Raw genomic sequence first — 23,622 nt, 5'->3', positions numbered from 1 at the left:
GTGGGCTGCTTATGAACGGGGTTTAGCTGCGGGCGCGGTTTTTTTGGGCGTCAATTTGACCTTGCCCGCTTCTTCCAAACACCGCAGTGTGTCCACATGCGCCATGAACCGGTTGAGGTAGTCCGGTGAAATATCGCGCATCAGCCCCAGCGAGCGCAGCACCAACATGTGAGAGTTGATGGGGCCTGCGTTTTGTGGCGCTTGGGCCATGGCCTGGGTGACCTGCTTTTGCACGCTGATCTGGCCCAACTGCTTTTTAAAGGCTTGAATGCGCGGGTTTTCGGACGGCCATCCTGCCGATCTGCCTGACCCTTGCGGCACCGATTTTGACCCCATGTCATTCAAAAGCGTGGCCAAGGGGGAGGGCAAGGGTTCGGGGTGGCCTTGGGGGTGAGCCGCCGTGGTCATGCGGGCATTGAATCGCTGCACCGCTTCTTGCAGCTTGGCGTGCAGCAAAAACCGCGCAGGACCCGATTGCGCTTGCGATCGCTTGGCCAATGTTTCGATGTAATGCCAGCCCACCGCATCCACCCGCGCTGCACCCGCCGCCCGCATGGCGTCCAGATCAGGCAGCGTGGGTGCGGCTTCGTTCATGGCTTGGTCGTGTCTGGTTTCACGCCCGTCGCCTGGGCGGCGTTGGCCGCCTTGGGCACCGGTGCCATTTCTACCCGGCGGTTTTGGGCGCGAGCCTTCTCATTGGTGTTGGCCACCAAAGGTTGTTCCTGGCCAAAGGCGGCGGCAAACAGCAAAGAGGAGGGCATGCCTTCTTCGATCAGGGTGCGCGTCACCGTCAGTGCTCGCTGAGCTGACAGTTCCCAGTTGTCAGCAAACTGGCGGTTGCGGCTACCGACGGCTTTGTCGTCAGTAAAGCCACTGACCATCAGCATCTCGTCTCGCGTTTGCAGGTAGCTTCGCAAGGGCAGCACCAGGCTGTTGAGCAATTGACGGCCTTCGGGTTCGAGCTTGTCCGAGTTCAGTTCGAACAAGAGTTTGCCGCTGATGCCGATGCGCCCGTTGTTCAAGGTGATGCGCCCACTGGCCAGCGGGCCAGCCAACGCCTGTTCCAGCGACAGGCGTTTTTTTTCTTCGATTTGGCGCTTTTGCACCTCGTCCTCCAGCTTGGAGGCCATGTCCAACTGTGCTGCCATCACGCCCACCAGCAGCAGCACAAACGCGCCCAAGAGACCGGTCATCAGATCGGCAAAGGAGATCCACGTCGGGGTGGTGGATTCGCTTTCGGCTTCCAGTTCGAGCATCAAGCAGCTCCTTCGGCCTGGCGCTGTTGCAGGGCTTCCAGCACGTCTTTCTGGCTGCCAATGCTCAGGTCGATCATTTCACGGGCTTGCGCCACGTAATAGGCCAGCTGTTCATCGCTGCGCGTCATGGATTTCTCGATCGCTTGCTCGATCCGCTGCAAGTTGGCCATGAGTTTTTCATTGGTTTCGCTGAAGTTGCGTACGGCAAAGCCAAAGGTTTCACCGAGGCTGGCCACATCCACGGCACTGGCCGTGACCTGCGCTGCTATGTCGCCCAGCTTGCTGGTCTCGGCTGCCACCTGTTCGTGGAACTGGCCACTGGTCTGTTGCAGGGACGCCTGACTTGCCGTGACCATGGCGTCGATCACGCCGCGTTGCTCGGTCGAGGCGTGGTTGATCGCGTCCAGCAAAGTGCTGAGCGTGCCCAGAATGCGGGTGCGCTCTTCGAGCAAGGCGTTGTCGCGCGCCACGCTGACCGATATTTCTTGACGCAGCTGGCCAATGACTTCGGCTGCGGCCTTGGGCGCTTCGGAGGCAGTTTCGATCAGGCGGGTGATCGGCTCTTCGAGCGCGGTGCCCAGTGTGGTCAGGTGGGTGGTCACAGCGGTTTGCAGTTCCCCCAGTCGGGCCACAGCGGTCTGACCGCGTGCGTCTTCAGCATCCCGCAGGGCCGACAGCTCTTGGCGCAGCACGTTGGTGAGCGCTTGGGCGCGCTCTTGGTGGCCAGCGGTCCACTGCGCCTCAGAGGCGATGCGCTCGCGCATCAGGGCCTCGGTGCTGGCCATCAGGCGTGTGATTTCTGCCAAGGTTTGCGTGGCTTGGGTTTGTGTGTGGGCGGTGATCTCTTGTGCCGTGCGGCTCAGGGTATCGCAAATGGCTTGCTGCTGTGCCAAAGTCTGCGACCCTGAGGCCTGCCACTGGTTGTGCAGTTCGCTGGCCATTTGTGTCAGCGAGGCTTGCCAAGCATGCAGGCGATGCTGGTCAGCACTGCTCTGCAGGGTCAGTTGCTGCGTCTGGGCGGCAGTGACTTGGTCGACCAGCGATTTGGCGCTGAGTTCGAAATTCTGGCTGAACGCTTCCAAGGTCTGGCCGACACGTTCCGTCATGTGGGTGCTGGCTTGTTCGTGGCGTGTCAGCGTTTCTGCGCTGGTGTGCGCTACGGCAGCAGTGGTGGCCGCCATTTGGGTGTGAAGCTCGCTCAGTTGCTGCTGCGTGTTGAGCAGCAGGCGCTCGTTCATGCTCTGGGCCTGCTCGCTCAGTTGCGCCATGGTGGCTTGCACCACAGGGCGGATGCTGTCGCTGGCCAGTTGCATGCTTTGGCTCAAACTGGTTTGTAGCGATTGGTCAACCGATTGCGCCAGCCCCGTGTAGGCCGTGTGCACTTGTGCGTGAAAACTTTCCTGATTGGCCATCAAACGCTCGTTCATCTGCTGGCTGGTTTGGGCCATTTGCAACATCAGGGTCTGCAGTTGCTGCACGACTTGCGGCAATGCTTGGGATTGCAGCTGCAGGGCCTTGAAGGTTTCTTGCCGTTGGTGCACCAAAGAAAATCCGCGCAGCGTGGTCGCTGTCAGCGTGTCCAGCACCTGGGTGGCTTGTGCGCGTTCGCGGCGCACCAAGCTGCTCATCAGCCCCAGCATGGCTGACGTAGCCACCCCGGCAACCGAGGTGCCAAACGCCAGCCCCAGTCCCTTGATGGGTTCGGAAAACGCCGACCGAATGCCCGCGATGTTGGTGGAGCCTTCCAACGCAAACACCGCGCCATTGAGCGTGACCACCATGCCCAAAAACGTTCCGAGCATGCCCAGCATGACCAACAAACCCACCAAATAAGGCGTCAGAGCCGGGCCAGGCAGGGCGATGCGCTCACCTTCCACACGTTGGCGAATAGGGTTTTGCAAGCCTGCGGGCAAGGTGATCAGCCAATCGCTGAGGTTTTGTAAATCTTGTGGAATGTCGGCAAGCGATTGGTTCAGGGCAGCCGTGGCAGCGTGGTATTGACGCAGCTCCATCGCGCCGAACACATAAACCGCGCCAATGACAGCCGCCATGCCCAAGACCAACAAGTGTGAGGCGGCGACTGCGGCCGCCACCCAGACGACGGCCAATGCGCCCAGTGCGAAGGCGAAGTGAAAGGAATAGCGATTCATTGTTCTTTTGGGGTGTATTGGTTGAAGGCTTCAACAAGGCCCAACACGGGTTGCAGTCGGGTGTCCAGCTCGGCCAACAAAGCGTTGCGCATGGCTTGGCGAAAGGGCAAGAGCCAAGGCAAAGGGCTCACTACGGTGGCGGACGGTGCTTCGGCTCCTTCGGCTGTGGCCTCGGCTTGTGGACTGCTGATTTGTTGGATGTGTTTTTTAAGTGCTTGCGCAAAGCGTTTTTCGTGCAGCTTGGCCACTTTGCCCAGACAAAGCGCTTCGCGCTCGCTCAAGATGTTTTCAAAAGCCGCATCGAGCGTGGCCAGTTGTTGCAAGCTGGGCGTACTTTTGCTCAGCTGACCCCGCACTTGCGAGCGCAAGGTCTGCAGGGACGCTTCCATTTGGCGCTGGTGGGCAGCATAAAAACGGCGATAGGGCTCAAACGCCGTTTTCGGCTCGATGGGTTCGTCCAGTTCTGCGGGGGGCATGTCGATGCGCGTCATCCCCGAACCGCTGGGCGCGCCTTGGGCGATGGATTGTTCGAGTTGGGCGCGCACTTTGTCCACATGCCGGGACAAGGCCTCGGCGGTCATCACACCCGAGCGCCGCAGGTGTGCTGGCTGGGGCGCAGCAGGCTGGAGCTCGGGGTTGAGCACGCCGTGCAAGGCAATCGCTTGGCGAAAGTTCAGCCAATCGCCCAACTTTTGCCCCACATCGTCCGCCACAGGGGCGGCATCGATAATGGCGTTCTCGGTCAGAAAACGCGTCAGACGGGAGCTGTTGAAGTGGGCACGCGGCAGGGCTCGCGTCATGGGCAGGTCGGAATGGGTTCGAGAAGCAGCGCAGCTGGCGCTTGAGGCAACGGCGGCATAAGGCCAACCGTCAAGGGTCTGCCCAGCAGGGCAGAGGCCACGATTTTACCTGTGCTAGCAGGGCTTCATGAGAGCAGAAAGGACAACTTGTGAGTCACAAAGAAGTCAATTTCCGACCTGCAATCAGGGTGTTTTGGACTTGAAATCGCAAAACGCCGCCACAGCGCACTGCCCGCACAGCGGTTTGCGCGCTTGGCACACATAGCGCCCGTGCAAGATCAACCAGTGGTGGGCGTCCACCAGGTACTTGGCTGGGATGCGTTTGAGCAGCTTGAGCTCCACCGCCAAGGGCGTTTTGCCCGGGGCCAGGCCCGTGCGGTTGCCCATGCGGAAGATGTGCGTGTCCACCGCCATGGTCGCTTCGCCAAACGCCGAGTTCAGCACCACATTGGCGGTTTTGCGTCCCACGCCGGGCAGGGCTTCGAGTTCTTCGCGGCTTCGGGGCACTTGGCCGCCGTGCTGCTCCACCAAAATGCGGCAGGTTTCCATCAAGTGTTTGGCTTTGCTGCGGTACAAGCCAATCGTTTTGATGTAACTCTCGAGCCCCGCCAGACCCAAGTCCAGGATTTTTTGCGGCGTGCCCGCCACCGGGAACAACTTGCGCGTGGCCTTGTTGACCCCCACGTCGGTGGCCTGTGCCGACAGCAGCACAGCGGCCAGCAGCTCAAAGACACTGGTGTATTCCAGCTCGGTCACAGGCATGGGGTTGGCGGCTTGCAGCGTGGCAAAGAAGGATTCGATCTGAGCGGGTTTCATGGGGATAAAAGTAGGTGTGCAGATGTTGGCAAAATGACGGCCAAGTCAACACGGGAAGATACACCATGCCTTTGCAATTTGCCGATCGCCTGAACAACGTCGAAACCTCCGCCATCCGTGAGCTGTTCAAGCTCCTGGGCAAGCCCGGCATCATCAGTTTTGCGGGCGGCTTTCCCGACAGCGCCATGTTCGACGTGGACGGCATCCGCGAAGCCAGCAACGCGGCCTTGAGCCAGGACCCCGGCGCAGCATTGCAATATGGCGCGACCGAAGGCTTTGGCCCGCTGCGTGAGCAACTGGCCCACTTCATGGCCCAAAAGGGTGCCCAAGACGTGACCGCAGACCAGCTGATCGTGACCACTGGCAGCCAGCAGGGGCTGGATTTGATCGGCAAAACCATGATCAGCCCCGGCGACAAGGTGATCGTGGAAGGCCCCACCTTTCTGGCCACCATCCAGTGCTTCCGTTTGTATGGGGCTGAACTCATCAGCGCCCCGGTGGACGGCCACGGCGTCAAGACCGAAGAACTGGAAAAACTGATCGCCGAGCACAAGCCGAAGTTTGTGTATTTGATCCCCACCTTTGGCAACCCGAGCGGCGCCTTGCTCAGCGCCGAGCGCCGCAAAAAGGTGCTGGAGATGGCGGTCAAACACCAAACTCTGATTTTGGAAGACGACCCTTATGGTGATTTGTATTTTGGCGAAGCGCCGCCGCCCAGCCTGCTGGCCATGAGTGCATCCGTGCCCGGCAGCCGCGAGCTTCTGGTGCATTGTGGGTCTCTGTCCAAAGTGCTGTCGCCCGGCTTGCGCGTGGGCTGGATGGTGGCCCCCGCCGAGCTGTTGGGCAAAGCCACGATGTGCAAACAGTTCAGTGACGCGCACACCAGCACCTTTGCCCAGGCCACCGCGGCTCAGTATTTGAAGGCCGGTCGCATGCCCGCCACCTTGGACAAAGTGCGTGCGGTGTATGCCCAGCGGGCCCAAACCATGGGCGATGCGCTGCGCCGGGAATTGGGTGATGCAATCGAGTTTGTGCAACCCCAGGGTGGTTTGTTCGTCTGGGCGCGCCTCACCGGTGCTGGCGGCAAGGTGAACGACGGCAATGTGTACGCCAAACGCGCCATCGAGCAGGGTGTGGCCTTTGTGCCGGGCACGCCGTTCTTTTGCGCCAACCCCGACCACGCCACCTTCCGCCTGAGCTTTGCCACCGTGGGCGAAGACAAGATCCTCGAAGGTGTCTCGCGCCTTGCCAAGGCTTTGTAAACCATGGCGGCCAGTTCCGAGCTGTGCATCGACGTCAACGGCACCGAAGTTTGGCTGCAAGGGCAGGGTGACGAGGTTATCTTGATGCTGCACGGCTGGCCCGACACACGGGCCCTGTGGGACGGCACCGTGGCGGCTTTGCAAGACCGCGCCATCTGTGCACGCCTGACGCTGCCGGGCTTTGAGTCAGGCCCCTCGGCCACCAGTCTGGACGACATGTGCCAACTGCTGCGCCAGATTGTGGACCGCATCAGCCCGGACAAACCCGTGACTCTGATGCTGCACGACTGGGGCTGCATTTTTGGCTACGAATTCGCCATGCGCCATCCCGATCGGGTAGCCCGCGTGGTGGCGGTGGACGTGGGCGACCACAACTCGGGTGCCTTGTTGCGCAGTTGGGGCGTCAAGGAAAAGCTGTCGGTGATGGGCTATCAGGTCTGGCTGGCCTTGGCGTGGAAAATTGGCGGCAGTCTGGGCACCCGCATGACCCGAGCCATGGCCCGCTGGCTGCGCTGCCCCACCGACCCGGCCACCATCACCCACAAGATGAACTACCCCTACGCCATGCAGTGGTTCGGCACGGCGGGTGGCTTCAAGGGCGCGGCGCAAATCCAGTTGCCCATGCCGCTCTTGTTTGTTTACGGCGAGCGCAAACCCTTCATGTTCCATTCGGCCTCGTGGCTGGAGAAAGTCGCTGCGGCCCCCGGCAGCGCGGTGCAAGGTTTGCCTTGCGGGCATTGGGTCATGATCTCCCGGCCCGAGGCGTTTCATGCACGCGTGCGTGAATGGCTCTGGGGCGGGGTGTGAGGGCGAGGCCATGAAACCCGAAGACCTGACGAAGCTGGTCACCATGCCCATGCCCTTTGGCAAGCACAAGGGCACACTGATCGCCGACTTGCCTGGCAATTACCTGAACTGGTTTGCCCGTGAAGGCTTTCCCAAAGGTGAAATCGGGCAACTGCTGCGCCTGATGCAAGAGATCGACCACAACGGTTTGAGCGACCTGCTCAAGCCCCTGCGCCGCTGACCCCCATTCGGCTGCAGGGGTAGCATCCCACAAAAACCAAACTCAGGGCCTGACGACTTCCAGCAATCGGTCTAGACCACCTTGGTTGATCGCCACCATGGCCTGCTCCCGAACCTTGGGTTTGGCATGGTAGGCCACCGACAAGCCCGCAGCGCCCATCATGGGCAAATCGTTGGCACCGTCCCCGACAGCGATGCATTGATGCGGCTCAATGCCCATCAACGAGGCCATTTCCAGCACCGTTCTGCGTTTCTCGGCCCCATCACAAATATCGCCCCAGCTTTGCATGACCAGCTTGCCTGTGAGTTCACCGTTCACCACCTCGAGACGGTTGGAACGGGCAAAGTCGATGTTCAGGCGCTCTTTGACGCGGTCGGCAAAGAAAGTGAAGCCGCCCGAGACCAACAGCACCTTCATGCCCGCCCTCTGGCAAGCCACGATCAGCTCGGCTGCGCCGGGGTTGATCTTCAGACGCTCCGTGTACACGCGCTCCATGTCAGCCAGCGTCACGCCCTGGAGCAGGGCCAGGCGGCGACGCAGGCTTTCTTTGAAGTCGGTGATCTCGCCGCGCATGGCCGCTTCGGTGATGGCGGCCACCTCAGCCTTGCGGCCCACGGCATCGGCGATCTCGTCAATGCACTCGATGCTGATGAGCGTGGAGTCCATGTCAAACGCGATCAGCTTGAACTGGGACAAAGAAAGCGGGGCGTTGAAGCCCTGAATGGCAAGGCCGGGGGCAAACTCGGTGGGGGAGGCGGTGGCGGTGGTCATGGAGCAAGATTATCGAAGATCGTTGGAGGGGTTCAGGCAACAGCCGTTTCGGTCTTGGGTTGTCCCAAACTCCGCAGCACATCCCGCACCATCTGCGCCCGCGCCTTGGGATCCGGCAGTTCGCGTTCGATGCGGATTTTGTCGTTGCCCGCCAGCTTGATGTGTTTGTTTTTCTGGATCAGGCCAATGATGGCCATGGGGTCCACAGGCGGGTTGGGTTTGAAGGTGATCTGGATGACGCCCGGCGAGGCGTCGACCTTGATCACGCCATAGGGCTGGGTCAGCACGCGCAGGCGGTGCACGTCCACCAAGGTTTGTGCTTGCGGGGGCAACTTGCCAAAGCGGTCCACCAGTTCTTCCAAGAGAGCGTCGATCTGTTCGTTGGTTTTGGCGGTGGCCAGTTTTTTGTAAAAGCTCAGGCGCAGATGCACATCGCCGCAGTAGTCGTTGGGCAGCAGGGCGGGGGCATGCAGGTTGATGTCGGTGGTGACCGACAGCGGACTGAGGAGATCGGGCTCTTTGCCCGCCTTCAAGCAGCGCACGGCTTCGGACAGCATTTCGTTGTAGAGCTGAAAGCCCACTTCGAGCATGTTACCGCTCTGGTTTTCGCCCAGCACCTCGCCCGCACCCCGAATTTCCAGGTCGTGCATGGCCAAATAAAAGCCACTGCCCAATTCTTCCATTTGCTGGATGGCATCGAGCCGCTGGGCGGCTTGCTTGGTCAGGCCTTCGATTTCGGGCACCATCAAATAAGCATAGGCTTGGTGATGCGAGCGGCCCACGCGCCCGCGCAACTGGTGCAGCTGCGCCAGGCCAAACTTGTCGGCGCGAGAGATCACGATGGTGTTGGCCGTGGGCACGTCGATGCCGGTCTCGATGATGGTCGAGCACAGCAAGATGTTGTAACGCTGGGCCACAAAGTCGCGCATCACGCGCTCCAGTTCCCGCTCGGGCATTTGGCCGTGGGCCACGGCGATGCGGGCTTCGGGCAGGATTTCTTCGAGCTTTTGCCGACGATTTTCGATGGTCTCGACTTCGTTGTGCAAAAAGTAGCACTGGCCGCCGCGCTTGAGCTCGCGCAACACCGCCTCGCGGATCACACCCGTGCCTTCGTTGCGCACAAAGGTCTTGATGGCCAGACGGCGTTGGGGCGCGGTGGCGATCACGCTCAGATCGCGCAGGCCCTCCAGTGCCATGCCCATGGTACGGGGAATGGGCGTGGCGGTGAGGGTGAGCACATCGACCTCGGCGCGCAGGGCTTTCATGGCCTCCTTGTGACGTACACCAAAGCGGTGCTCCTCGTCGATGATGAGCAAACCCAGGTCGTGGAACTTGGTGGATTCGCTGAGCAATTTGTGCGTGCCCACCACAATGTCCACCGTGCCATCTGCAATGCCTTTGAGGGCGGCGGTGACTTCTTTGCCCGACCTGAAGCGCGAGACTTCGGCCACCTTGACAGGCCATTTGGCAAAACGGTCTTTGAGCGTTTGGTAGTGCTGCTCGGCCAGCAGCGTGGTGGGGGCCAGAATCGCCACTTGCTTACCCCCCGTGACGGCCACAAAAGCGGCCCGCAGCGCGACCTCGGTCTTGCCAAAACCCACATCACCACAGACCAAGCGGTCCATGGGGCGGGGGCTGATCATGTCTTGGATGACGCAGTGGATGGCGGCTTTTTGGTCTGCGGTTTCTTCAAAACCAAAGTCGTTGGCAAACGTCTCGTAATCTTGTGGGCTGTAGCGGAAAGGATGGCCTTCCCGGGCCGCGCGTCGGGCGTAGATGTTGAGCAGTTCGGCGGCAGCGTCGCGCACCTGCTCGGCGGCACGGCGTTTGGCTTTTTCCCATTGGCCAGAGCCCAGCTTGTGCAGGGGTGCCTCGTCGGCGCTCACGCCCGTGTAGCGGCCGATCAGTTGCAGCTGGCTCACGGGCACATAAAGCGTGGCTTGGTCGGCATATTCCAGGTGCAAAAACTCTTGCAAGGCAGGCGTGCCGTCCTCGTTTTTCTGGCCCATGTCCATGTTGATCAGGCCCCGGTAACGGCCGATGCCGTGGGCACTGTGGACCACCGGGTCGCCCACGTTCAACTCGCTCAAGTCCTTGATGAGCGCCTCAACGTCGCTGACCTGCTCTTGTTTTTTCCGCCGGCGCGTGGTCGGGCCCGCAGCGAAAAGTTCGGTTTCGGTGACCAGGTCGATGTTGTGCTCGAACCAGTGGAAGCCGCTGACCAATGCGGCGGTTGCCATGCCAACTTTTTCGTCACTGGCCAAAAACTCCTGCAGGCTGTCAAACACAGGCGGCGTGAGGCCGCTGGATCGCACGAAGTCCAACAGACTTTCACGGCGGCCATCGCTCTCCGCCAGAATCAGCACCCGGCTGGTGCTGCTGAGGATGTGCGCTTGTAACCTGGCCAGCGGATCTTCGGCCCCGCGCACCACCGTCAACTCGGGCAAGGGCTGGGCGAGGGTGTTGTCGCTCACATCGGCGGTGCCTGGGCGCAGGGCCAACTGGGCATGGCCGTTGGTCAATGTGTAGAACTGCTCAGCGCTCAAAAACAAAGCATCTGGCGGCAGCACGGGCCGCTCGGGATCGCCCTGAACCAGGCGGTAGCGGTCGCGGGTGTCTTGCCAAAAGCGCTGGAAGGCCGGTTCCAGATCGCCATGCAGAACCACGGTGGCCGCATTCGCTTGCCCCGCGCCCAAGTAATCAAACACCGTGGCGGTGTTTTCAAAAAACAGCGGCAAGTAATACTCGATGCCCGCCGTGGCCACGCCGTTGCCCATGTCTTTGTAGATGCGGCTTTTGGTCGGGTCGCCCTCGAGCAGTTCACGCCAGCGGCTGCGAAAACGCGCACGGGCCGCCTCGTCCATGGGGAATTCACGTCCGGGAAGCAGTCGCACCTCGGGCACAGGGTAGAGGCTGCGCTGGCTGTCAGGGTCAAAGGTGCGAATCGAGTCGATCTCGTCGTCGAACAAATCCACCCGGTAGGGCACGAGCGAGCCCATGGGAAAGAGGTCGATCAAGCCCCCGCGCACCGCGTACTCGCCGGGGCTGACCACTTGGCTGACGTGCGAGTAGCCGGCCAAGGTCAACTGGGCTTTGAGCTGTGCATCGTCGAGCTTTTGCTTGACCTTGAATTCAAAGGTGTAGCCCGCCAAAAAGGACGGCGGCGCCAGCCGGTAAAGGGCCGTGGTGGCGGGCACCAGCACCACATCGGCGCTCTCGGGGTGGTTGCGCTGCTGGATGCGCCAAAGCGTGGCCAAGCGCTCCGAGATCAGGTCCTGGTGCGGTGAAAAGGTGTCGTAGGGCAAGGTTTCCCAGTCTGGAAAGATCACGCAACGCAGATCGGGGGCAAAAAACACCAACTCTTCCATCAGGCGCTGGGCGTCAGCGGCGTCGGCTGTGACGATGGCGATGAGCTTGCCCGCTTTCTTTTCACGCTCGGCCAATTGGGCCAGCAACACGGCATCGGCCGATCCGGCAGGGCGGGGCAGGGTGAATCGTTTGCCGGAAATGAGGCTGGGCAGTTGCATGGCGGGGGCGATGGAAAAAGCAAAACACCCCCCGCCAAAAAAGGAGGGGGGTGAAGAAAAGATCAGACGCTCTCATTGTAAAAGCGTTGCGGCATAGCCCCCTGAAGGGCCAAGGGCATCGGCCAAGGTCGCTTGTCGTCTCTGTGTTGGGCGTTTGTGGGTCCGAGCTCTACAATCAAGCGCCATGTCATCCACTTCAGACGATCCACGGTTTCACGCCCTGATGCCTTGTGCCGGCACAGGCAGCCGCGCGGGCACACCTGTCCCTAAGCAATACCAACTTGTGGCTGGGCAGCCGATGGTCATGCACACCTTGCATGCACTGGCGCTGTTGCCGCAGCTGACCAGTGGCTGGGTGATCCTGTCGCCGGGCGATGGGTTTGAATGGCCTGAAGTTGCGTGGCCTGCGCATTTCAGGCGTGTGGCCTGTGGCGGCTCGACCCGCGCCGAAAGCGTGTTCAATGGCTTGTGCGCCATGTTGCAGTCGGGCGTGTCCGCTCAAGATTGGGTGCTGGTGCACGACGCAGCACGTTGCCTGATCACGCCCGATGCAGTGACCGCCTTGATCGAAGCTTGCCAAGATGACCTGGTGGGTGGCCTTTTGGCTTTGCCGCTGTCCGACACTTTGAAATCGCAAACCCTCGACGACCGGATCGCCCGCGTTGCCAGCACCGTGACGCGTGAGGACAAATGGTTGGCGCAAACCCCGCAGATGTTCCGCGTGGGGGCCTTGCATGCCGCCCTGGCTGATGCAGCTGCCACAGGGTTTGCCGGCATCACCGACGAGTCGAGCGCCATGGAGCGCCTGGGCCTGTCACCACGGCTTGTGCCCGGCTCGGTCCAGAATATGAAAGTCACTTACCCGGCCGACTTTGCGTTTGCCGAGGTGGTTTTGAAAGGCAGAACATGAACATCCGCATTGGCGAAGGCTGGGACGTGCACGCCTTGGTGCCCGGTCGCAAGCTGATTTTGGGCGGGGTGGAGATCCCACACACCTCAGGCCTGCTGGGGCACTCTGACGCCGATGTGCTGTTGCACGCCATCACCGATGCGGTGCTGGGCGCTGCCGGTTTGGGCGATATTGGGCGACATTTTCCGGACACGGAGACGCAATTCAAAGGGGCAGATTCATCGCTGCTTTTGCAAGAAGCCATGCGCCGGGTGCGCGCGAAAGGCTGGGAACTGGTCAATGTGGACAGCACCATCGTGGCACAGGCCCCCAAGCTGGCATCGCACATGGCGGCCATCAACGCAGGGGTGGCCAAGGCCTTGGGTGTGCCAGCCGATCTGGTGAATGTGAAGGCCAAAACGGCCGAAAAACTCGGGCCCGTGGGGATGGGCCAAAGCATGGAAGCGCGTGCCGTGGTTTTGCTGAAAATGGATTGATCACCACGATCCACAGGCGATCCCACATGCGCGAAAAGGGGCTCGCTCCCACATGCCCCTCCACAGCCAGCAGTTTCTTCCCTGTGGGGGACCGCCCCTGCGGCCGAATGCCCAGTGTGGCTCAAGCCTCGTTTTGCGCTTGCCGGAACTTCATCAGGGCCATCAAGCCGCCGGCACTGTTGTTGAATACCGAAAAAGTCCCCCCCATGCGTTGCACCGAGCGCTCCACGATGGCCAAGCCCAAGCCTGAGCCGGTGGCGGAGGTTCTGGCCGCATCGCCCCTGAAAAACGGTTGCGTCAGGTTTTTCAGCGCCTCGTCGGACACACCCGGGCCTTGATCGCGCACGCGCAACAACACCCAGCCTTCATGCACCCGGGCGACGATTTCGACCCGTGTGATGCCATCGCTGGGGCTTTGTCCGTAGCGGCTGGCGTTTTCAAGCAGGTTGGACAGCACCCGTGACAACTCCACTTTTTCGGCCTTGACTTGGAGGTCTTCTGCCACGTCCACTCGGATGTCGATGCGTGGGTTGTGGCGCCAAGGCGCGATGCACCGGCTGATCAGGCCAGACAACAAGACCGGGCCCAGCTCGGTGGGCTCAGGCCTGGCGTAATCGAGGAATTTGTCGATGATGGCGTCCAGCTGCGCAATGTCGGCCGCCATCAAATCGCGGGTCTCGAGGTCTGACACGCTCAGCTCGGTCTCCAGGCGCAAGCGGGCCAAAGGCGTGCGCAGGTCGTGCGAGATGCCGGCCAGCATCAAGGCCCGCTCTTGCTCGATTTTGGCCAGGCGCTCGGCCATGCGGTTAAAGCCAATGTTGACCTCGCGAATTTCGCTGGTGGCGGCGTCTTCGTCCAATGTCGAGGTGTTGAAGTGCCCCTCGCGCACTTGGCTGGCCGCAAAAGACAGGCGTTTGAGGGGACGATTGATCAGGCCAGCCATCAAAGCCGCGCCCGACAAAGACAGCGCCAGCGTGACAGCCAGCCAGATCAGCCAAGCCGAGCCCCCCAAAGGTCGAAGCCGTTCGGGGTCCATTTGCAACCAGTAGCTGTCTCTTTCGATCTTGAAGCCCACCCACAGCCCGCTTGTGTTGTTCACGCGTGAAGCGATCACCGTGTCGGGACCAAGACGCTTGACCATTTCTTGGACCAGTCGGCTTTCCATGTCCGAATCGCCAAAGGGCCGGATCAGGTCTGTGGGCTCACGCAACTGGATGCTGACATCTTCCTCGTCGGCCAACATTTTGAGCAAGGAGACCCGTGCGATGGCATCGGTGTGCACCAAGGCGGTCTTGGTCAAATTGACGACGGTGGCAATTTGATGGGCATTGCGCAGGATGCGCGGCTCGTACTCTTGGGTCCGAAACATTTGCAGCCAGGCCAGGCTGCTGAACAGGATCAGCAATGCCAACAAAAAGAAAGTCCGCCAAAAGAGGCTCAACTGGAGCCTGGGTGGCAACTTTTCAGGTTCGGCACCTTCGGGCAATGCGGTTTCCGTTGGCTTCACGGCTGTCCATCAGGCACAAACACGTACCCCACGCCCCAAACGGTCTGGATGATTTTGGGCGATGCAGGGTCGACCTCGATCATTTTGCGCAGCCTGGAAATCTGGACATCCAGACTCCGGTCAAAAGGCTCGAACTCGCGGCCACGGGCCAGCTGCGCCAGTTTGTCGCGTGTCAACGGCTGCTTCGGGTGCCGCGCCAAGGCCTTGAGCATGGCAAATTCGCCGCTCGTCAAGGGCATGTCTTGCCCATTTTTGGTCAGGCAACGGGTGCCCAAGTCGAGGGAGAAAGCACCAAACTCAATGGCCCTGTGGTCGCCACTGGAAGGTCCACCGGGCACCTCGCCCTGGGGTCTGCGGCGCAGAACAGCGTGAATCCGGGCCAGCAACTCGCGCGGGTTGAAGGGTTTGCCCAGATAGTCGTCGGCCCCTGTTTCCAGGCCCGTGATGCGGTCCACGTCTTCAACCTTGGCTGTCAGCATGATGACCGGCGTCTTGACGCCCGCAGCCCGCAGCCGTTGGCAGATGCGCAGGCCGTCTTCGCCGGGCAGCATCAAGTCGAGCACGATCAGGTCAATCGTTTCGCGCTGCAAAATCCGGTCAAGGGCGCGTCCGTCTTCGGCCAGCAACACGTCAAAGCCCTCTTGCGACAAAAACCGGCGCAAGAGGTCCCGGATGCGTGTGTCATCGTCAACAATGACGACCTTGTCCAGGCGTGCCGATGTGCTCATGGCTTCACTGGGCGGTCCAGCCGCCATCCATGTTCCAGGCCGCGCCGCGCACGTTGTTGCCAGCGGCTGAGCAAAAGAACACCGCCAACTCGCCCAATTCTTCGGGCGTGGTGAACTGCATGGACGGCTCTTTCTCTTGGAGCAAGACTTTTTTGGCCTCTTCGTTGGACAAGCCCATGGCCGCAGCCTTGGCGTCCACCTGCTTTTGCACCAGCGGTGTCAGCACCCAGCCTGGGCAAATGGCGTTACAGGTCACGCCTGTGGTGGCGTTTTCCAAGGCCGTGACCTTGGTCAGGCCCACGACACCATGTTTGGCTGCGACATAAGCCGATTTTTCGGCAGAACCGACCAGGCCGTGGATGGAAGCGACGTTGATGATGCGGCCCCAGTTGGCGGTCTTCATCGCGGGCAGTGCCAACCGTGTGGCATGGAAGGCACTGCTCAAGTTGATGGCAATGATGGCGTCCCAGCGCTCGACCGGAAAGTCTTCGATCTTGGCCACATGTTGGATGCCAGCGTTGTTCACCAGAATGTCGACCCGGCCAAAGGTGTCGGCAGCGAACTTCATCATGGCTTCGATGTCGGACGTTTTGCTCATGTCGGCGCCGTGGTAGGCGACTTTCACGCCCAAAGCAGCGATCTCGGCCTTGGGTCCTTCGGCATCGCCAAAGCCGTTCAGCACGATGTTGGCACCTTGCTTGGCCAAAGCCTTGGCAATGCCCAGTCCGATGCCGCTGGTTGAACCTGTGACCAGTGCTGTTTTACCTTGCAACATGATTGACCCTCCGAAAGATGAATTAGGATGTTTAAAAGTTCATTATCGCGCCGCCCAAGCCCGGATTGCCGGGCAGCCCCCTCAGATTGTTTCCGATTGACATGACCCTCACCCCCAACGCCATCCAGACATCCCCCCAGCTTGAATGGGTCACCTGCCCGCACCCCGATGGTCAGCACCGCATGGCCTTTTGGCGCTGGGGTGAGGCAAGTGCCCGCCGGGTGGTGGTGTGTGTGCATGGTTTGACCCGTCAGGGCCGCGACTTTGACCGTTTGGCCCAGGCTTTGTTGGCGCGAAGCCCCGAGCCCCTGCAAATCCTCTGCCCCGATGTGGCGGGGCGCGGGCGAAGCGAATGGCTGAGCGATCCAGGGCTGTACCAAATTCCGCAATACGCAGCGGACATGCTGGCCATGCTGGGCCAGATTCAGGTGCAATTGGGCGCAGACAAGCCCGTGGAAACTCTCGATTGGGTGGGCACCAGCATGGGCGGCCTGATTGGCATGGTGCTGGCCGGCCAGCCTGGCCTGCCTTTGCCTCGCCCCATCCGTCGCCTGGTCCTCAACGATGTGGGGCCGGCCATCACTTGGTCTTCGGTTCAACGCATGCAAGGCTACGTGGGGAAATACGGCCAATACCGCCACCTTGATGAAGCCGCAGCGGCACTTTGGGACTTGTCACAAGGCTTTGGGCCCGTTTTACCGCAGGTCTGGCGCGAGATGTCGGCGCACATGACGCGCCCCACCGCCGATGGCCAGTTGACCCTGCACTACGACCCGGCCATCGGTGTGCCTGTGCGGAGCCTGACACCCGAGGCCGCCGCCGCTGGCGAGGCCACTTTGTGGGCCTTGTACGACCAGATCCAGGCCCAAACCCTCTTGATTCGAGGACAGGACTCCGATCTGCTGACGCCCGAAACCGCTACACAGATGACGTTGCGCGGCCCCCGTGCAAAGCTGGACACCTGGCCTGGGTGCGGTCATGCGCCCACCTTGACGGGCGACGATCAGATCGCGGTTGTGCTTCATTTTTTGTTGGATCACTAGACCCATGGTCAGCCCCGCTTCCAGCCATGCTGCCAGCCCGATGACCCCTTCGGGCCGCTTGCACGCACCGAATTTGCCGCCCGTTGTGTTGGCTACATCGGAAACGTCGGAACTCGCCGAAACCCTCGCCAAAGCCCGCGCTTTTGCCGAGCCCCTGATTGCCGGGGAAACGCTGGACACAGGTGAAAACATCCTGGCACATGCCGATGCCTCAGCTGAAATTTTGGCCGGTATTGGCGGCTCGGTGGCCATGCAGGCGGCCTGTTATCTGGTTTATGCCTGCCCACACCTGAACAAGCCCGAAGAGGTGATGGCCAAGGCCTTTGGCCCACATTTGGCACAACTGGCCATGCAAACCAACCAGTTGGTGCACGTGCAGCGCCTGTCACGGGCAGCAGAATCGAGCTCCCATGGGCCAGACAACACGCCGCTGAGCCCCCGAATCCAGACCGAAAACGTGCGCAAGATGCTGTTGGCCTTCAGCCGCGATTTGCGCGTGGTCATGCTGCGCCTGGCCTCACGTTTGCAAACGCTGCGCCATTACGCCGCCTCCAAGCGCCCCGTGCCTGCTGCTTTGGCCAGCGAGTCGCTGCAGGTGTTTGCGCCACTGGCCAACCGTTTGGGCATTTGGCAGATCAAATGGGAGATGGAAGACCTGTCCTTCCGTTTTCTGGAACCGGCCACCTACAAGGGCATTGCGCAGCTGTTGGATGAGAAACGGACCGAGCGCGAGCGTTTCATGGTGGCGTTGCGGCAGCACTTGCAGCAGGCCTTGGCCGCTCAGGGCATTGCGGCTTCGGTTGAGGGGCGCCCCAAACACATCTACAGCATCGTGCGCAAAATGCGCGGCAAGTCACTGCCCTTTGAGCGCGTTTTCGACATTCGGGCATTGCGCATCGTGGTGCCCAGCGTGGCCGATTGCTACCAAGCGCTCAGCTGGGTGCACGAGCATTTCGTGCCGATTGCCGAAGAATTTGACGACTACATCGCCAAGCCCAAAACCAACGGCTACCAGTCGCTGCACACCGTGGTGCGCGATGCCGATGGCGGCCCGATCGAGGTGCAAATACGCACACAGACCATGCACGACCACGCCGAGCATGGGGTGGCCGCTCACTGGGCCTACAAGGAGGCTGGAACCAAAGGTTATGCCGGTGTGTCGGCCACCAGCGAATACGACACCAAAATTGCGGTGTTGCGTCAGCTGCTGGCCTGGGAGCGTGACCTGTCGGGGGCCGCTCAAGCCAGTGCGCCAGGCAGCGGCCTGTTTGATGACCGCATTTACGTGCTGACGCCCGACGCGGCCGTGGTCGAGCTGCCACAAGGGGCCACCCCCATCGACTTTGCTTACACAGTCCACACCAACCTCGGCCACCGCTGCCGGGGCGCCAAGGTGGACGGGGCCATGGTGCCGCTGAACACCCAACTGGCCAATGGCCAGACAGTGGAGATCACCGCCATCAAGGAAGGAGGCCCCTCGCGCGACTGGCTCAATCCCGAGCTGGGTTTTTTGGCCAGCCCCCGAGCACGGGCCAAAGTGAGGGCTTGGTTCAATGCGCAGGTCATTGCCGAAACCGTGGCTCGGGGTCGCGAGGCGGTCGAAAAATTTCTGCAGCGCTTGGGCCGCACCGCCATTCGCTTGGAAGACTTGGCTAGCCAGCTGGGTTTCAAGTCGGCCGATGGCCTGTTTGAGGTGGTGGGCAAGGACGAATATTCGCTGCGCAACATCGAGGTTTTGCTCAATCCGCCAGAGCCTGCGCCTGAAGCCGACGAGTACCTTCACAAGAAGTTCAAGGGCGCGATGCCCCGCAAATCACCCTCGGGCGTTCTGGTGGTGGGGGTGGATTCCTTGCTGACACAGTTGTCGCGCTGCTGCAAACCCGCGCCACCCGATGCGATCAGTGGATTTGTCACACGCGGCAAAGGTGTGAGCATCCACCGCCAGGACTGCAGCAACTTGCGCGAACTCGCTGCTCGTCACGCCGAGCGCGTGATCGAGGTGCGCTGGGGCGAACAAAAGGGCACCGATGCCAGCGTTTATCCTGTGGATGTGGCTGTGGAAGCCTTTGATCGGCAAGGCCTGTTGCGGGACATCTCCGAGGTGTTTGCCAAAGAGAAGATGAACGTGATCGGCGTGCAGACCCAGTCCGTCAAAGGCACTGCCTGGATGACCTTCACGGTGGAAATAGGCGATGCGCTCAGCCTGAGCAAGGTATTGGGCACAGTGCGGGGCCTCAAAGGGGTGAGGGCGGCAAGAAGGCGGTAAAGCACCCAATTGAAAAACGGTCTGAAAAGGCGATTTTTACCGCTATAATTCAAGGCTTAGCAGGCGCGTAGCTCAGTTGGTTAGAGCACCACCTTGACATGGTGGGGGTCGCTAGTTCGAATCTAGTCGCGCCTACCAAATTCGGTAGGAAAAACAAGCACTTGGCGCTATCGCCCGGTGCTTTTTTTTCGTCTGTGCGGATTTATGGCTTGCCCACAGGTTTGAGCGCGCAGGACTGCAATTGCACCAGTGTCACAAAACGAAGTGCACGCTCGTGCGTGCATTCCAAAACCACTGGCGGTGCAACACCCGCGTCCCACGCTTCTTTCCATCGCAATGCGCAAAGGCACCAACGATCGCCCGCTTTCAATCCGGAAAAGCGGTATTCGGGCCGCGGTGTCACAAGGTCGTTGCCACGTGCCACAGAAAAGTCCAGAAACTCTTGCGTGACTTTGGCGCACACCACATGACTGCCTTGGTCGTGGTCGTCTGTGTTGCAGCAGCCGTCCCGGTAGTACCCCGTCAAAGGGTCGTAAGAACAAGGGACCAGCGCTTCCCCCAAGACATTGCGTGCGTTTTCGCTCATGATTTTTTTGACCTTGTCAGCGTCCAATGACCGATTGGAGCCCTAAAAAAATCAGGGCTTGAGATGGCATGTCGGTTCATGCCGCAACCATGCCTTGGTGACGCAACAAGGCTTCCAGGCTTGGCTCACGGCCCCTGAACGCTTTGAACGACTCCAATGCCGGCCGGCTGCCACCGGCTTCGAGAATCGCCTGACGGTACAAACGGCCGGTTTCCACGCTGGGCGTGCCGTCGGCGGCAGCGGTTTCTTCAAAGGCGGCGTAGGCGTCAGCGCTGAGCACCTCGGCCCATTTGTAACTGTAGTAGCCCGCGGCGTAACCGCCCGCGAAGATGTGGCTGAAAGTGTGGGCCATGCGGTTGAAAGCGGGGGGACGCATCACAGCCACCTCATCGCGCACTTGAGCCAGCAGCGGCATGAAGTCTTGCGCCGGGTCGTGCTCGGCGTGCACCAGCATGTCAAACAATGAAAACTCGATCTGGCGCAAGGTTTGCAAGCCACTTTGGAAGTTTTTGGCGGCCAGCATCTTGTCGAACAGGGCGCGGGGCAGGGGCTCGCCGGTTTGCACGTGGGCCGTCATGTGGCGCAGCACCGACCACTCCCAGCAGAAGTTTTCCATGAACTGGCTGGGCAGCTCGACCGCATCCCATTCCACGCCGCTGATGCCCGAGACATCGCGCTCGCTCACCTGGGTGAGCATGTGGTGCAGGCCGTGCCCAAACTCGTGAAAAAGGGTGATCACGTCGTCGTGGGTCAGCAGCGCAGGCTGGCCGTTCACGCCTTCGGCGAAGTTGCAGACCAGGTGCGCGACGGGCGTTTGCAGCTCGCCGGTGTCGGGGCGCTGCCAGCGGCCGCGCACATCGTCCATCCAGGCACCGCCGCGCTTGCCGGCGCGGGCTGGGGGGTCCAAGTAGAACTGGCCAATCAGCTGGCCGTCGCGCTCGATGCGGTAAAACGCCACGGCCGGGTGCCACACGGGCGCTTGGTCGGGGCGGATGCTGACTTCAAAAAGCGTTTCGATGATCTTGAACAGACCCGCCAGCACCTTGGGTGCGGTGAAGTACTGCTTGACTTCTTGCTCGCTGAAACTGTAGCGCGCCTCCTTGAGCTTTTCAGACAAATAAGGCACGTCCCAGGCGTTCAGGGGCCCGGTGATGCCCAGCGCGTTGGCGGCAAATTCACGCAAGTCGGCCAGGTCTTTTTCGGCAAAGGGGCGGGCTTTGGCGGCCAAGTCACGCAAGAAGCCGGTCACTTTTTCGGGCGACTCGGCCATCTTGGGCACCACCGACACCTGAGCGTAGTTGTCAAAGCCCAGCAGGTGGGCTTCTTCCTGGCGCAGGGCCAGGATTTCCTGCATCAAGGCGGTGTTGTCGAATTGCTTGGCATCTTCTGGGGCTTGATCCGACGCTCGGGTGACGTGGGCTTTGTAGAGTTGCTCGCGCAAAGCGCCGCTGTCAGCAAACTGCATCACCGGCAGGTAGACCGGCATTTTCAGGCTCAAGCGGTGGCCTTCTTGGCCTTCTTTTTGCGCGGCATCGCGGGTGGCTTGCACCACATCGGCTGGCACGCCTTGGAGTTGGTCTTCGTTCACGTACAGGGCAAATTTGTCTGTGGCGTCCAAAGTGTTTTCGCTGAACTTTTGCGTGATTTCGGCCAGGCGCTCCTGGATGGCGGCGTAGCGTTCTTTGGCCGCACCTTGCAGCTCGGCACCGCCCAGCATAAAGCCACGCAGGGCGTTTTTGTGGGCCTGTTTTTGCTCACTGTTGAGACTGGCGGGGTCAATGGCCTTGTATTTGGCGTACAGGCGTTCATCGCTGCCCAGGCGCGTCCAGAACTCGGTCACGCGGGGCAGGGCGGCGTTGTAGGCGGCGCGCAACTCGGGCGTATCAGCCACGCTGTTGAGGTGACTCACCGCCCCCCAGGCCATACCAAGGCGCTCTGTGGCCACGTCCAAGTCGCGGGCGATGGCTTTCCAGTCCGCCGGGAAATCGGCTGCAGTCACCGTTTCGAGTGCCTTGTCGGCTGCGGCCAGCAGTTTGTCCATGGCCGGGGCCACATGCTCAGGGGCGATGCGGTCAAACAAGGGCAGGCCAGAGGTGTCGAGCAAGGGGTTGGTCATGGGCAGTTCCAGAGGGTCAAGTTCGGGTGAGATGTTCTCACTTAGAGGCGCGTTCTGCAGCTTCAAGGGTATTGACCAGCAGCATGGTGATGGTCATGGGGCCGACGCCGCCGGGGACGGGGGTGATGTGGCTGGCCACTTGCTTCACACCCTCAAAGTCCACGTCGCCGCAGAGCTTGCCTTCGTCGTTGCGGTTCATGCCCACGTCCAGCACCACCGCGCCGGGCTTGACCATGTCGGCCGTCAGCACGTTGCGTTTGCCCACAGCGGCCACGATCACATCGGCTTGCAGCGTCATGGCTTTCAGATCAGGCGTGGCGCTGTGGCAGATGGTGACGGTGGCGTTTTGCTGCAAGAGCATCAGCGCCATGGGCTTGCCCACAATGTTGCTGCGGCCGATGACCACGGCGTGTTTGCCGCGCAGGTTGTAGCCGATGCTTTCGAGCATCTTCATGCAGCCGTAGGGCGTGCAGGGCCAAAAACCGGGCATGCCGGTCATCAGCGCTCCCGCACTGGCGATGTGAAAACCATCGACGTCCTTGGCGGGGCTGATGGCCTCGATCACTTTTTGGGCGTCGATGTGCTTGGGCAGGGGGAGTTGAACAAGGATGCCGTGGATGGCCGGGTCCTGGTTGAGGGCATGCACACGGGCGAGCAAGTTGGCCTCGGTCATGGTGCCCTCGTACTTTTCAAGCACCGAGTGCAAGCCGCTTTCTTCGCAGGCTTTGACTTTGTTGCGCACATAGACTTGGCTGGCCGGGTTGTCGCCGACCAGGACCACCGCCAAGCCGGGTGTGATGCCCCGGGCTTTCAGGACCTGGGCGCGGGTGGCGACTTCAGTTCGCAGTTGTTTGGAGAGGGCATTGCCGTCGATGAGTTGTGCGGTCATGAGAGAGGGCCAAAAAGTCAGAGAGGAAATGCAAAACGCCCGGCAGGTGCGGGCGTTTGCGAGTGGGGCAGGGCCATCAAGCCTTGGGTGCGTTTTGCCCAAGCGCGATTTTGAGCAAATCGGCCACGGTGTTGGCGTTGAGCTTTTCCATGATGTTGGCGCGGTGGGCTTCCACCGTTTTGATGCTGATGCCCAGATCGTCGGCGATCTGCTTGTTCAGGCGACCGGCCACAATGCGCTCGAGCACTTGGGCTTCGCGCCCGGTCAATTTGGACAAGAGGGCGTCGCGGCTGGCCGCTTGCTGGTAACCGGCAAAGGCATCCCGGGCTTCGTCGAGCATGCGCTCGACCAAATTCAAAAGCTCTTCTTCCTTGAAGGGCTTCTGGATGAAGTCCATCGCGCCTTTTTTCATGGTGTTCACCGCCATGGGCACATCGCCGTGGCCGGTGATGAACACGATGGGCAGGGGGGATTTGCGCTCGATCAGGCGGTCTTGGAGTTCCAGACCGGTCATACCGCCCATGCGGATATCGGCAATCAAGCAAGCCACTTCTCGGGGGTCGTAACGGCTGATGAACGATTCTGCACTGTCAAAACAACGCACCCGGTAATCCTTGCCTTCGAGCAACCACTGCAAGGAATCACGCACCGCTTCGTCGTCGTCCACAACGTACACAGTGCCTTTTTTGGGAATCAAGCTCATTCATTTACCCCGTG

The 23,622-nt window shown here is 60.9% G+C and carries 21 protein-coding genes and 1 tRNA gene; 8 read left to right on the top strand and 14 right to left on the bottom strand.

Annotation, left to right across the window (positions count from 1 at the left end; translation table 11 throughout):
- Positions 1-9: 9 nt before the first annotated feature.
- The 5 genes from LHAB_RS11805 to nth form a co-directional block, all read right to left on the bottom strand.
- Positions 10-594 carry a DUF2894 domain-containing protein gene (locus tag LHAB_RS11805; RefSeq protein ID WP_090046579.1) on the bottom strand — a complete coding sequence of 195 codons (585 nt, stop codon included), beginning with the start codon at positions 592-594 and terminating at the stop codon, positions 10-12.
- Positions 591-1,256: an OmpA family protein gene (locus tag LHAB_RS11800; RefSeq protein ID WP_090046577.1), complete on the bottom strand. Its 666-nt coding sequence runs from the start codon at positions 1,254-1,256 to the stop codon at positions 591-593. Before LHAB_RS11800 ends, LHAB_RS11805 begins: the two co-directional genes overlap by 4 nt.
- Positions 1,256-3,406 (bottom strand): DUF802 domain-containing protein, encoded by a 2,151-nt coding sequence (locus tag LHAB_RS11795; RefSeq protein WP_090046575.1) that lies wholly within the window; start codon positions 3,404-3,406, stop codon positions 1,256-1,258. Before LHAB_RS11795 ends, LHAB_RS11800 begins: the two co-directional genes overlap by 1 nt.
- Entirely contained in the window at positions 3,403-4,206 is an 804-nt protein-coding gene (locus tag LHAB_RS11790; RefSeq protein ID WP_090046573.1) for a DUF3348 family protein, read from the bottom strand. The genes LHAB_RS11795 and LHAB_RS11790 overlap by 4 nt, the downstream gene beginning before the upstream one ends.
- Positions 4,207-4,389: 183 nt before the next feature.
- Positions 4,390-5,022, bottom strand: a complete 633-nt coding sequence (gene nth, locus LHAB_RS11785) for an endonuclease III (RefSeq protein WP_090046571.1) — start codon at positions 5,020-5,022, stop codon at positions 4,390-4,392.
- Between the two features lie 65 nt (positions 5,023-5,087).
- Here nth and LHAB_RS11780 point away from each other — a divergent pair, with 65 nt between their 5' ends.
- From LHAB_RS11780 to LHAB_RS11770, 3 genes are read left to right on the top strand one after another with little or no spacing between them, the layout of a single operon-like run.
- Positions 5,088-6,284: an aminotransferase-like domain-containing protein gene (locus LHAB_RS11780; RefSeq protein ID WP_090046569.1), complete on the top strand. Its 1,197-nt coding sequence runs from the start codon at positions 5,088-5,090 to the stop codon at positions 6,282-6,284.
- A 3-nt stretch (positions 6,285-6,287) separates the two neighbouring features.
- Positions 6,288-7,091: an alpha/beta fold hydrolase gene (locus tag LHAB_RS11775; protein WP_090046567.1), complete on the top strand. Its 804-nt coding sequence runs from the start codon at positions 6,288-6,290 to the stop codon at positions 7,089-7,091.
- Positions 7,092-7,101: 10 nt separating this feature from the next.
- Complete coding sequence (locus LHAB_RS11770; RefSeq protein ID WP_090046565.1) at positions 7,102-7,311, top strand: DUF3820 family protein; 210 nt, start codon at positions 7,102-7,104, stop codon at positions 7,309-7,311.
- Positions 7,312-7,353: 42 nt separating this feature from the next.
- On the opposite strand, the gene serB is transcribed toward LHAB_RS11770, so the two are convergent.
- The gene (gene serB, locus LHAB_RS11765; RefSeq protein ID WP_090046564.1) at positions 7,354-8,082 is read right to left on the bottom strand and encodes a phosphoserine phosphatase SerB; all 729 of its coding nucleotides are present in this window, start codon (positions 8,080-8,082) and stop codon (positions 7,354-7,356) included.
- A 32-nt stretch (positions 8,083-8,114) separates the two neighbouring features.
- A complete protein-coding gene (gene mfd / locus LHAB_RS11760) occupies positions 8,115-11,609 on the bottom strand; it encodes a transcription-repair coupling factor (protein WP_090046562.1) in 3,495 nt (1,164 codons plus the stop codon).
- 184 nt (positions 11,610-11,793) lie between these two features.
- Here mfd and ispD point away from each other — a divergent pair, with 184 nt between their 5' ends.
- Together ispD and ispF are read left to right on the top strand one after the other, a co-directional pair.
- Positions 11,794-12,519, top strand: a complete 726-nt coding sequence (gene ispD, locus LHAB_RS11755) for a 2-C-methyl-D-erythritol 4-phosphate cytidylyltransferase (RefSeq protein WP_090046560.1) — start codon at positions 11,794-11,796, stop codon at positions 12,517-12,519.
- The gene (gene ispF / locus LHAB_RS11750) at positions 12,516-12,995 is read left to right on the top strand and encodes a 2-C-methyl-D-erythritol 2,4-cyclodiphosphate synthase (protein WP_090046558.1); all 480 of its coding nucleotides are present in this window, start codon (positions 12,516-12,518) and stop codon (positions 12,993-12,995) included. Before ispD ends, ispF begins: the two co-directional genes overlap by 4 nt.
- 121 nt (positions 12,996-13,116) lie before the next feature.
- Here ispF and LHAB_RS11745 read toward each other — a convergent pair whose 3' ends face one another.
- From LHAB_RS11745 to LHAB_RS11735, 3 genes are read right to left on the bottom strand one after another with little or no spacing between them, the layout of a single operon-like run.
- Entirely contained in the window at positions 13,117-14,502 is a 1,386-nt protein-coding gene (locus LHAB_RS11745; RefSeq protein ID WP_090046556.1) for an ATP-binding protein, read from the bottom strand.
- Positions 14,499-15,230 carry an osmolarity response regulator transcription factor OmpR gene (gene ompR, locus LHAB_RS11740; protein ID WP_090047929.1) on the bottom strand — a complete coding sequence of 244 codons (732 nt, stop codon included), beginning with the start codon at positions 15,228-15,230 and terminating at the stop codon, positions 14,499-14,501. Before ompR ends, LHAB_RS11745 begins: the two co-directional genes overlap by 4 nt.
- 4 nt (positions 15,231-15,234) lie before the next feature.
- Positions 15,235-16,005: a 3-hydroxybutyrate dehydrogenase gene (locus LHAB_RS11735; RefSeq protein WP_090046554.1), complete on the bottom strand. Its 771-nt coding sequence runs from the start codon at positions 16,003-16,005 to the stop codon at positions 15,235-15,237.
- Between the two features lie 101 nt (positions 16,006-16,106).
- On the opposite strand from LHAB_RS11735, the gene LHAB_RS11730 reads away from it, so the two are divergent.
- From LHAB_RS11730 to LHAB_RS11720, 3 genes are all read left to right on the top strand, one after another.
- On the top strand, positions 16,107-17,048 hold the full coding sequence (locus LHAB_RS11730) for an alpha/beta fold hydrolase (protein ID WP_090046552.1): 942 nt from the start codon (positions 16,107-16,109) through the stop codon (positions 17,046-17,048).
- 40 nt (positions 17,049-17,088) lie between these two features.
- On the top strand, positions 17,089-19,314 hold the full coding sequence (locus LHAB_RS11725) for a RelA/SpoT family protein (protein WP_090047928.1): 2,226 nt from the start codon (positions 17,089-17,091) through the stop codon (positions 19,312-19,314).
- 61 nt (positions 19,315-19,375) lie between these two features.
- Positions 19,376-19,452: transfer RNA gene (locus LHAB_RS11720), tRNA-Val, on the top strand.
- Between the two features lie 64 nt (positions 19,453-19,516).
- On the opposite strand, the gene LHAB_RS11715 is transcribed toward LHAB_RS11720, so the two are convergent.
- The 4 genes from LHAB_RS11715 to LHAB_RS11700 all read right to left on the bottom strand — a co-directional run bounded on the left by LHAB_RS11715 (position 19,517) and on the right by LHAB_RS11700 (position 23,608).
- On the bottom strand, positions 19,517-19,900 hold the full coding sequence (locus LHAB_RS11715; RefSeq protein WP_090047926.1) for a DUF2237 family protein: 384 nt from the start codon (positions 19,898-19,900) through the stop codon (positions 19,517-19,519).
- 76 nt (positions 19,901-19,976) lie between these two features.
- Positions 19,977-22,016 carry a M3 family metallopeptidase gene (locus tag LHAB_RS11710; RefSeq protein WP_090046550.1) on the bottom strand — a complete coding sequence of 680 codons (2,040 nt, stop codon included), beginning with the start codon at positions 22,014-22,016 and terminating at the stop codon, positions 19,977-19,979.
- 37 nt (positions 22,017-22,053) lie between these two features.
- Entirely contained in the window at positions 22,054-22,905 is an 852-nt protein-coding gene (folD, locus tag LHAB_RS11705; RefSeq protein WP_090046548.1) for a bifunctional methylenetetrahydrofolate dehydrogenase/methenyltetrahydrofolate cyclohydrolase FolD, read from the bottom strand.
- A gap of 76 nt (positions 22,906-22,981) precedes the next feature.
- Entirely contained in the window at positions 22,982-23,608 is a 627-nt protein-coding gene (locus tag LHAB_RS11700) for a response regulator transcription factor (protein WP_090046546.1), read from the bottom strand.
- Positions 23,609-23,622 lie beyond the last annotated feature (14 nt).

Origin of the sequence: Limnohabitans sp. 2KL-27 (assembly GCF_001269345.1) — a bacterium.
GTDB lineage: Bacteria > Pseudomonadota > Gammaproteobacteria > Burkholderiales > Burkholderiaceae_C > Limnohabitans_A.
This window is presented reverse-complemented; position numbering and strand designations above follow the sequence as displayed.

Excerpts from the sequence above, each read along its gene's own strand:
- LHAB_RS11805 (WP_090046579.1), bottom strand. The coding sequence starts at position 594 with ATGAACGAAGCCGCACCCACGCTGCCTGATCTGGACGCCATGCGGGCG.
- folD (WP_090046548.1), bottom strand. The coding sequence starts at position 22,905 with ATGACCGCACAACTCATCGACGGCAATGCCCTCTCCAAACAACTGCGA.
- nth (WP_090046571.1), bottom strand. The coding sequence starts at position 5,022 with ATGAAACCCGCTCAGATCGAATCCTTCTTTGCCACGCTGCAAGCCGCC.
- LHAB_RS11795 (WP_090046575.1), bottom strand. The coding sequence starts at position 3,406 with ATGAATCGCTATTCCTTTCACTTCGCCTTCGCACTGGGCGCATTGGCC.
- mfd (WP_090046562.1), bottom strand. The coding sequence starts at position 11,609 with ATGCAACTGCCCAGCCTCATTTCCGGCAAACGATTCACCCTGCCCCGC.
- ispD (WP_090046560.1), top strand. The coding sequence starts at position 11,794 with ATGTCATCCACTTCAGACGATCCACGGTTTCACGCCCTGATGCCTTGT.
- LHAB_RS11715 (WP_090047926.1), bottom strand. The coding sequence starts at position 19,900 with ATGAGCGAAAACGCACGCAATGTCTTGGGGGAAGCGCTGGTCCCTTGT.
- ompR (WP_090047929.1), bottom strand. The coding sequence starts at position 15,230 with ATGAGCACATCGGCACGCCTGGACAAGGTCGTCATTGTTGACGATGAC.
- ispF (WP_090046558.1), top strand. The coding sequence starts at position 12,516 with ATGAACATCCGCATTGGCGAAGGCTGGGACGTGCACGCCTTGGTGCCC.
- LHAB_RS11800 (WP_090046577.1), bottom strand. The coding sequence starts at position 1,256 with ATGCTCGAACTGGAAGCCGAAAGCGAATCCACCACCCCGACGTGGATC.
- LHAB_RS11780 (WP_090046569.1), top strand. The coding sequence starts at position 5,088 with ATGCCTTTGCAATTTGCCGATCGCCTGAACAACGTCGAAACCTCCGCC.
- LHAB_RS11700 (WP_090046546.1), bottom strand. The coding sequence starts at position 23,608 with ATGAGCTTGATTCCCAAAAAAGGCACTGTGTACGTTGTGGACGACGAC.
- LHAB_RS11770 (WP_090046565.1), top strand. The coding sequence starts at position 7,102 with ATGAAACCCGAAGACCTGACGAAGCTGGTCACCATGCCCATGCCCTTT.
- LHAB_RS11730 (WP_090046552.1), top strand. The coding sequence starts at position 16,107 with ATGACCCTCACCCCCAACGCCATCCAGACATCCCCCCAGCTTGAATGG.
- LHAB_RS11790 (WP_090046573.1), bottom strand. The coding sequence starts at position 4,206 with ATGACGCGAGCCCTGCCGCGTGCCCACTTCAACAGCTCCCGTCTGACG.
- serB (WP_090046564.1), bottom strand. The coding sequence starts at position 8,082 with ATGACCACCGCCACCGCCTCCCCCACCGAGTTTGCCCCCGGCCTTGCC.
- LHAB_RS11735 (WP_090046554.1), bottom strand. The coding sequence starts at position 16,005 with ATGTTGCAAGGTAAAACAGCACTGGTCACAGGTTCAACCAGCGGCATC.
- LHAB_RS11775 (WP_090046567.1), top strand. The coding sequence starts at position 6,288 with ATGGCGGCCAGTTCCGAGCTGTGCATCGACGTCAACGGCACCGAAGTT.
- LHAB_RS11710 (WP_090046550.1), bottom strand. The coding sequence starts at position 22,016 with ATGACCAACCCCTTGCTCGACACCTCTGGCCTGCCCTTGTTTGACCGC.
- LHAB_RS11725 (WP_090047928.1), top strand. The coding sequence starts at position 17,089 with ATGACCCCTTCGGGCCGCTTGCACGCACCGAATTTGCCGCCCGTTGTG.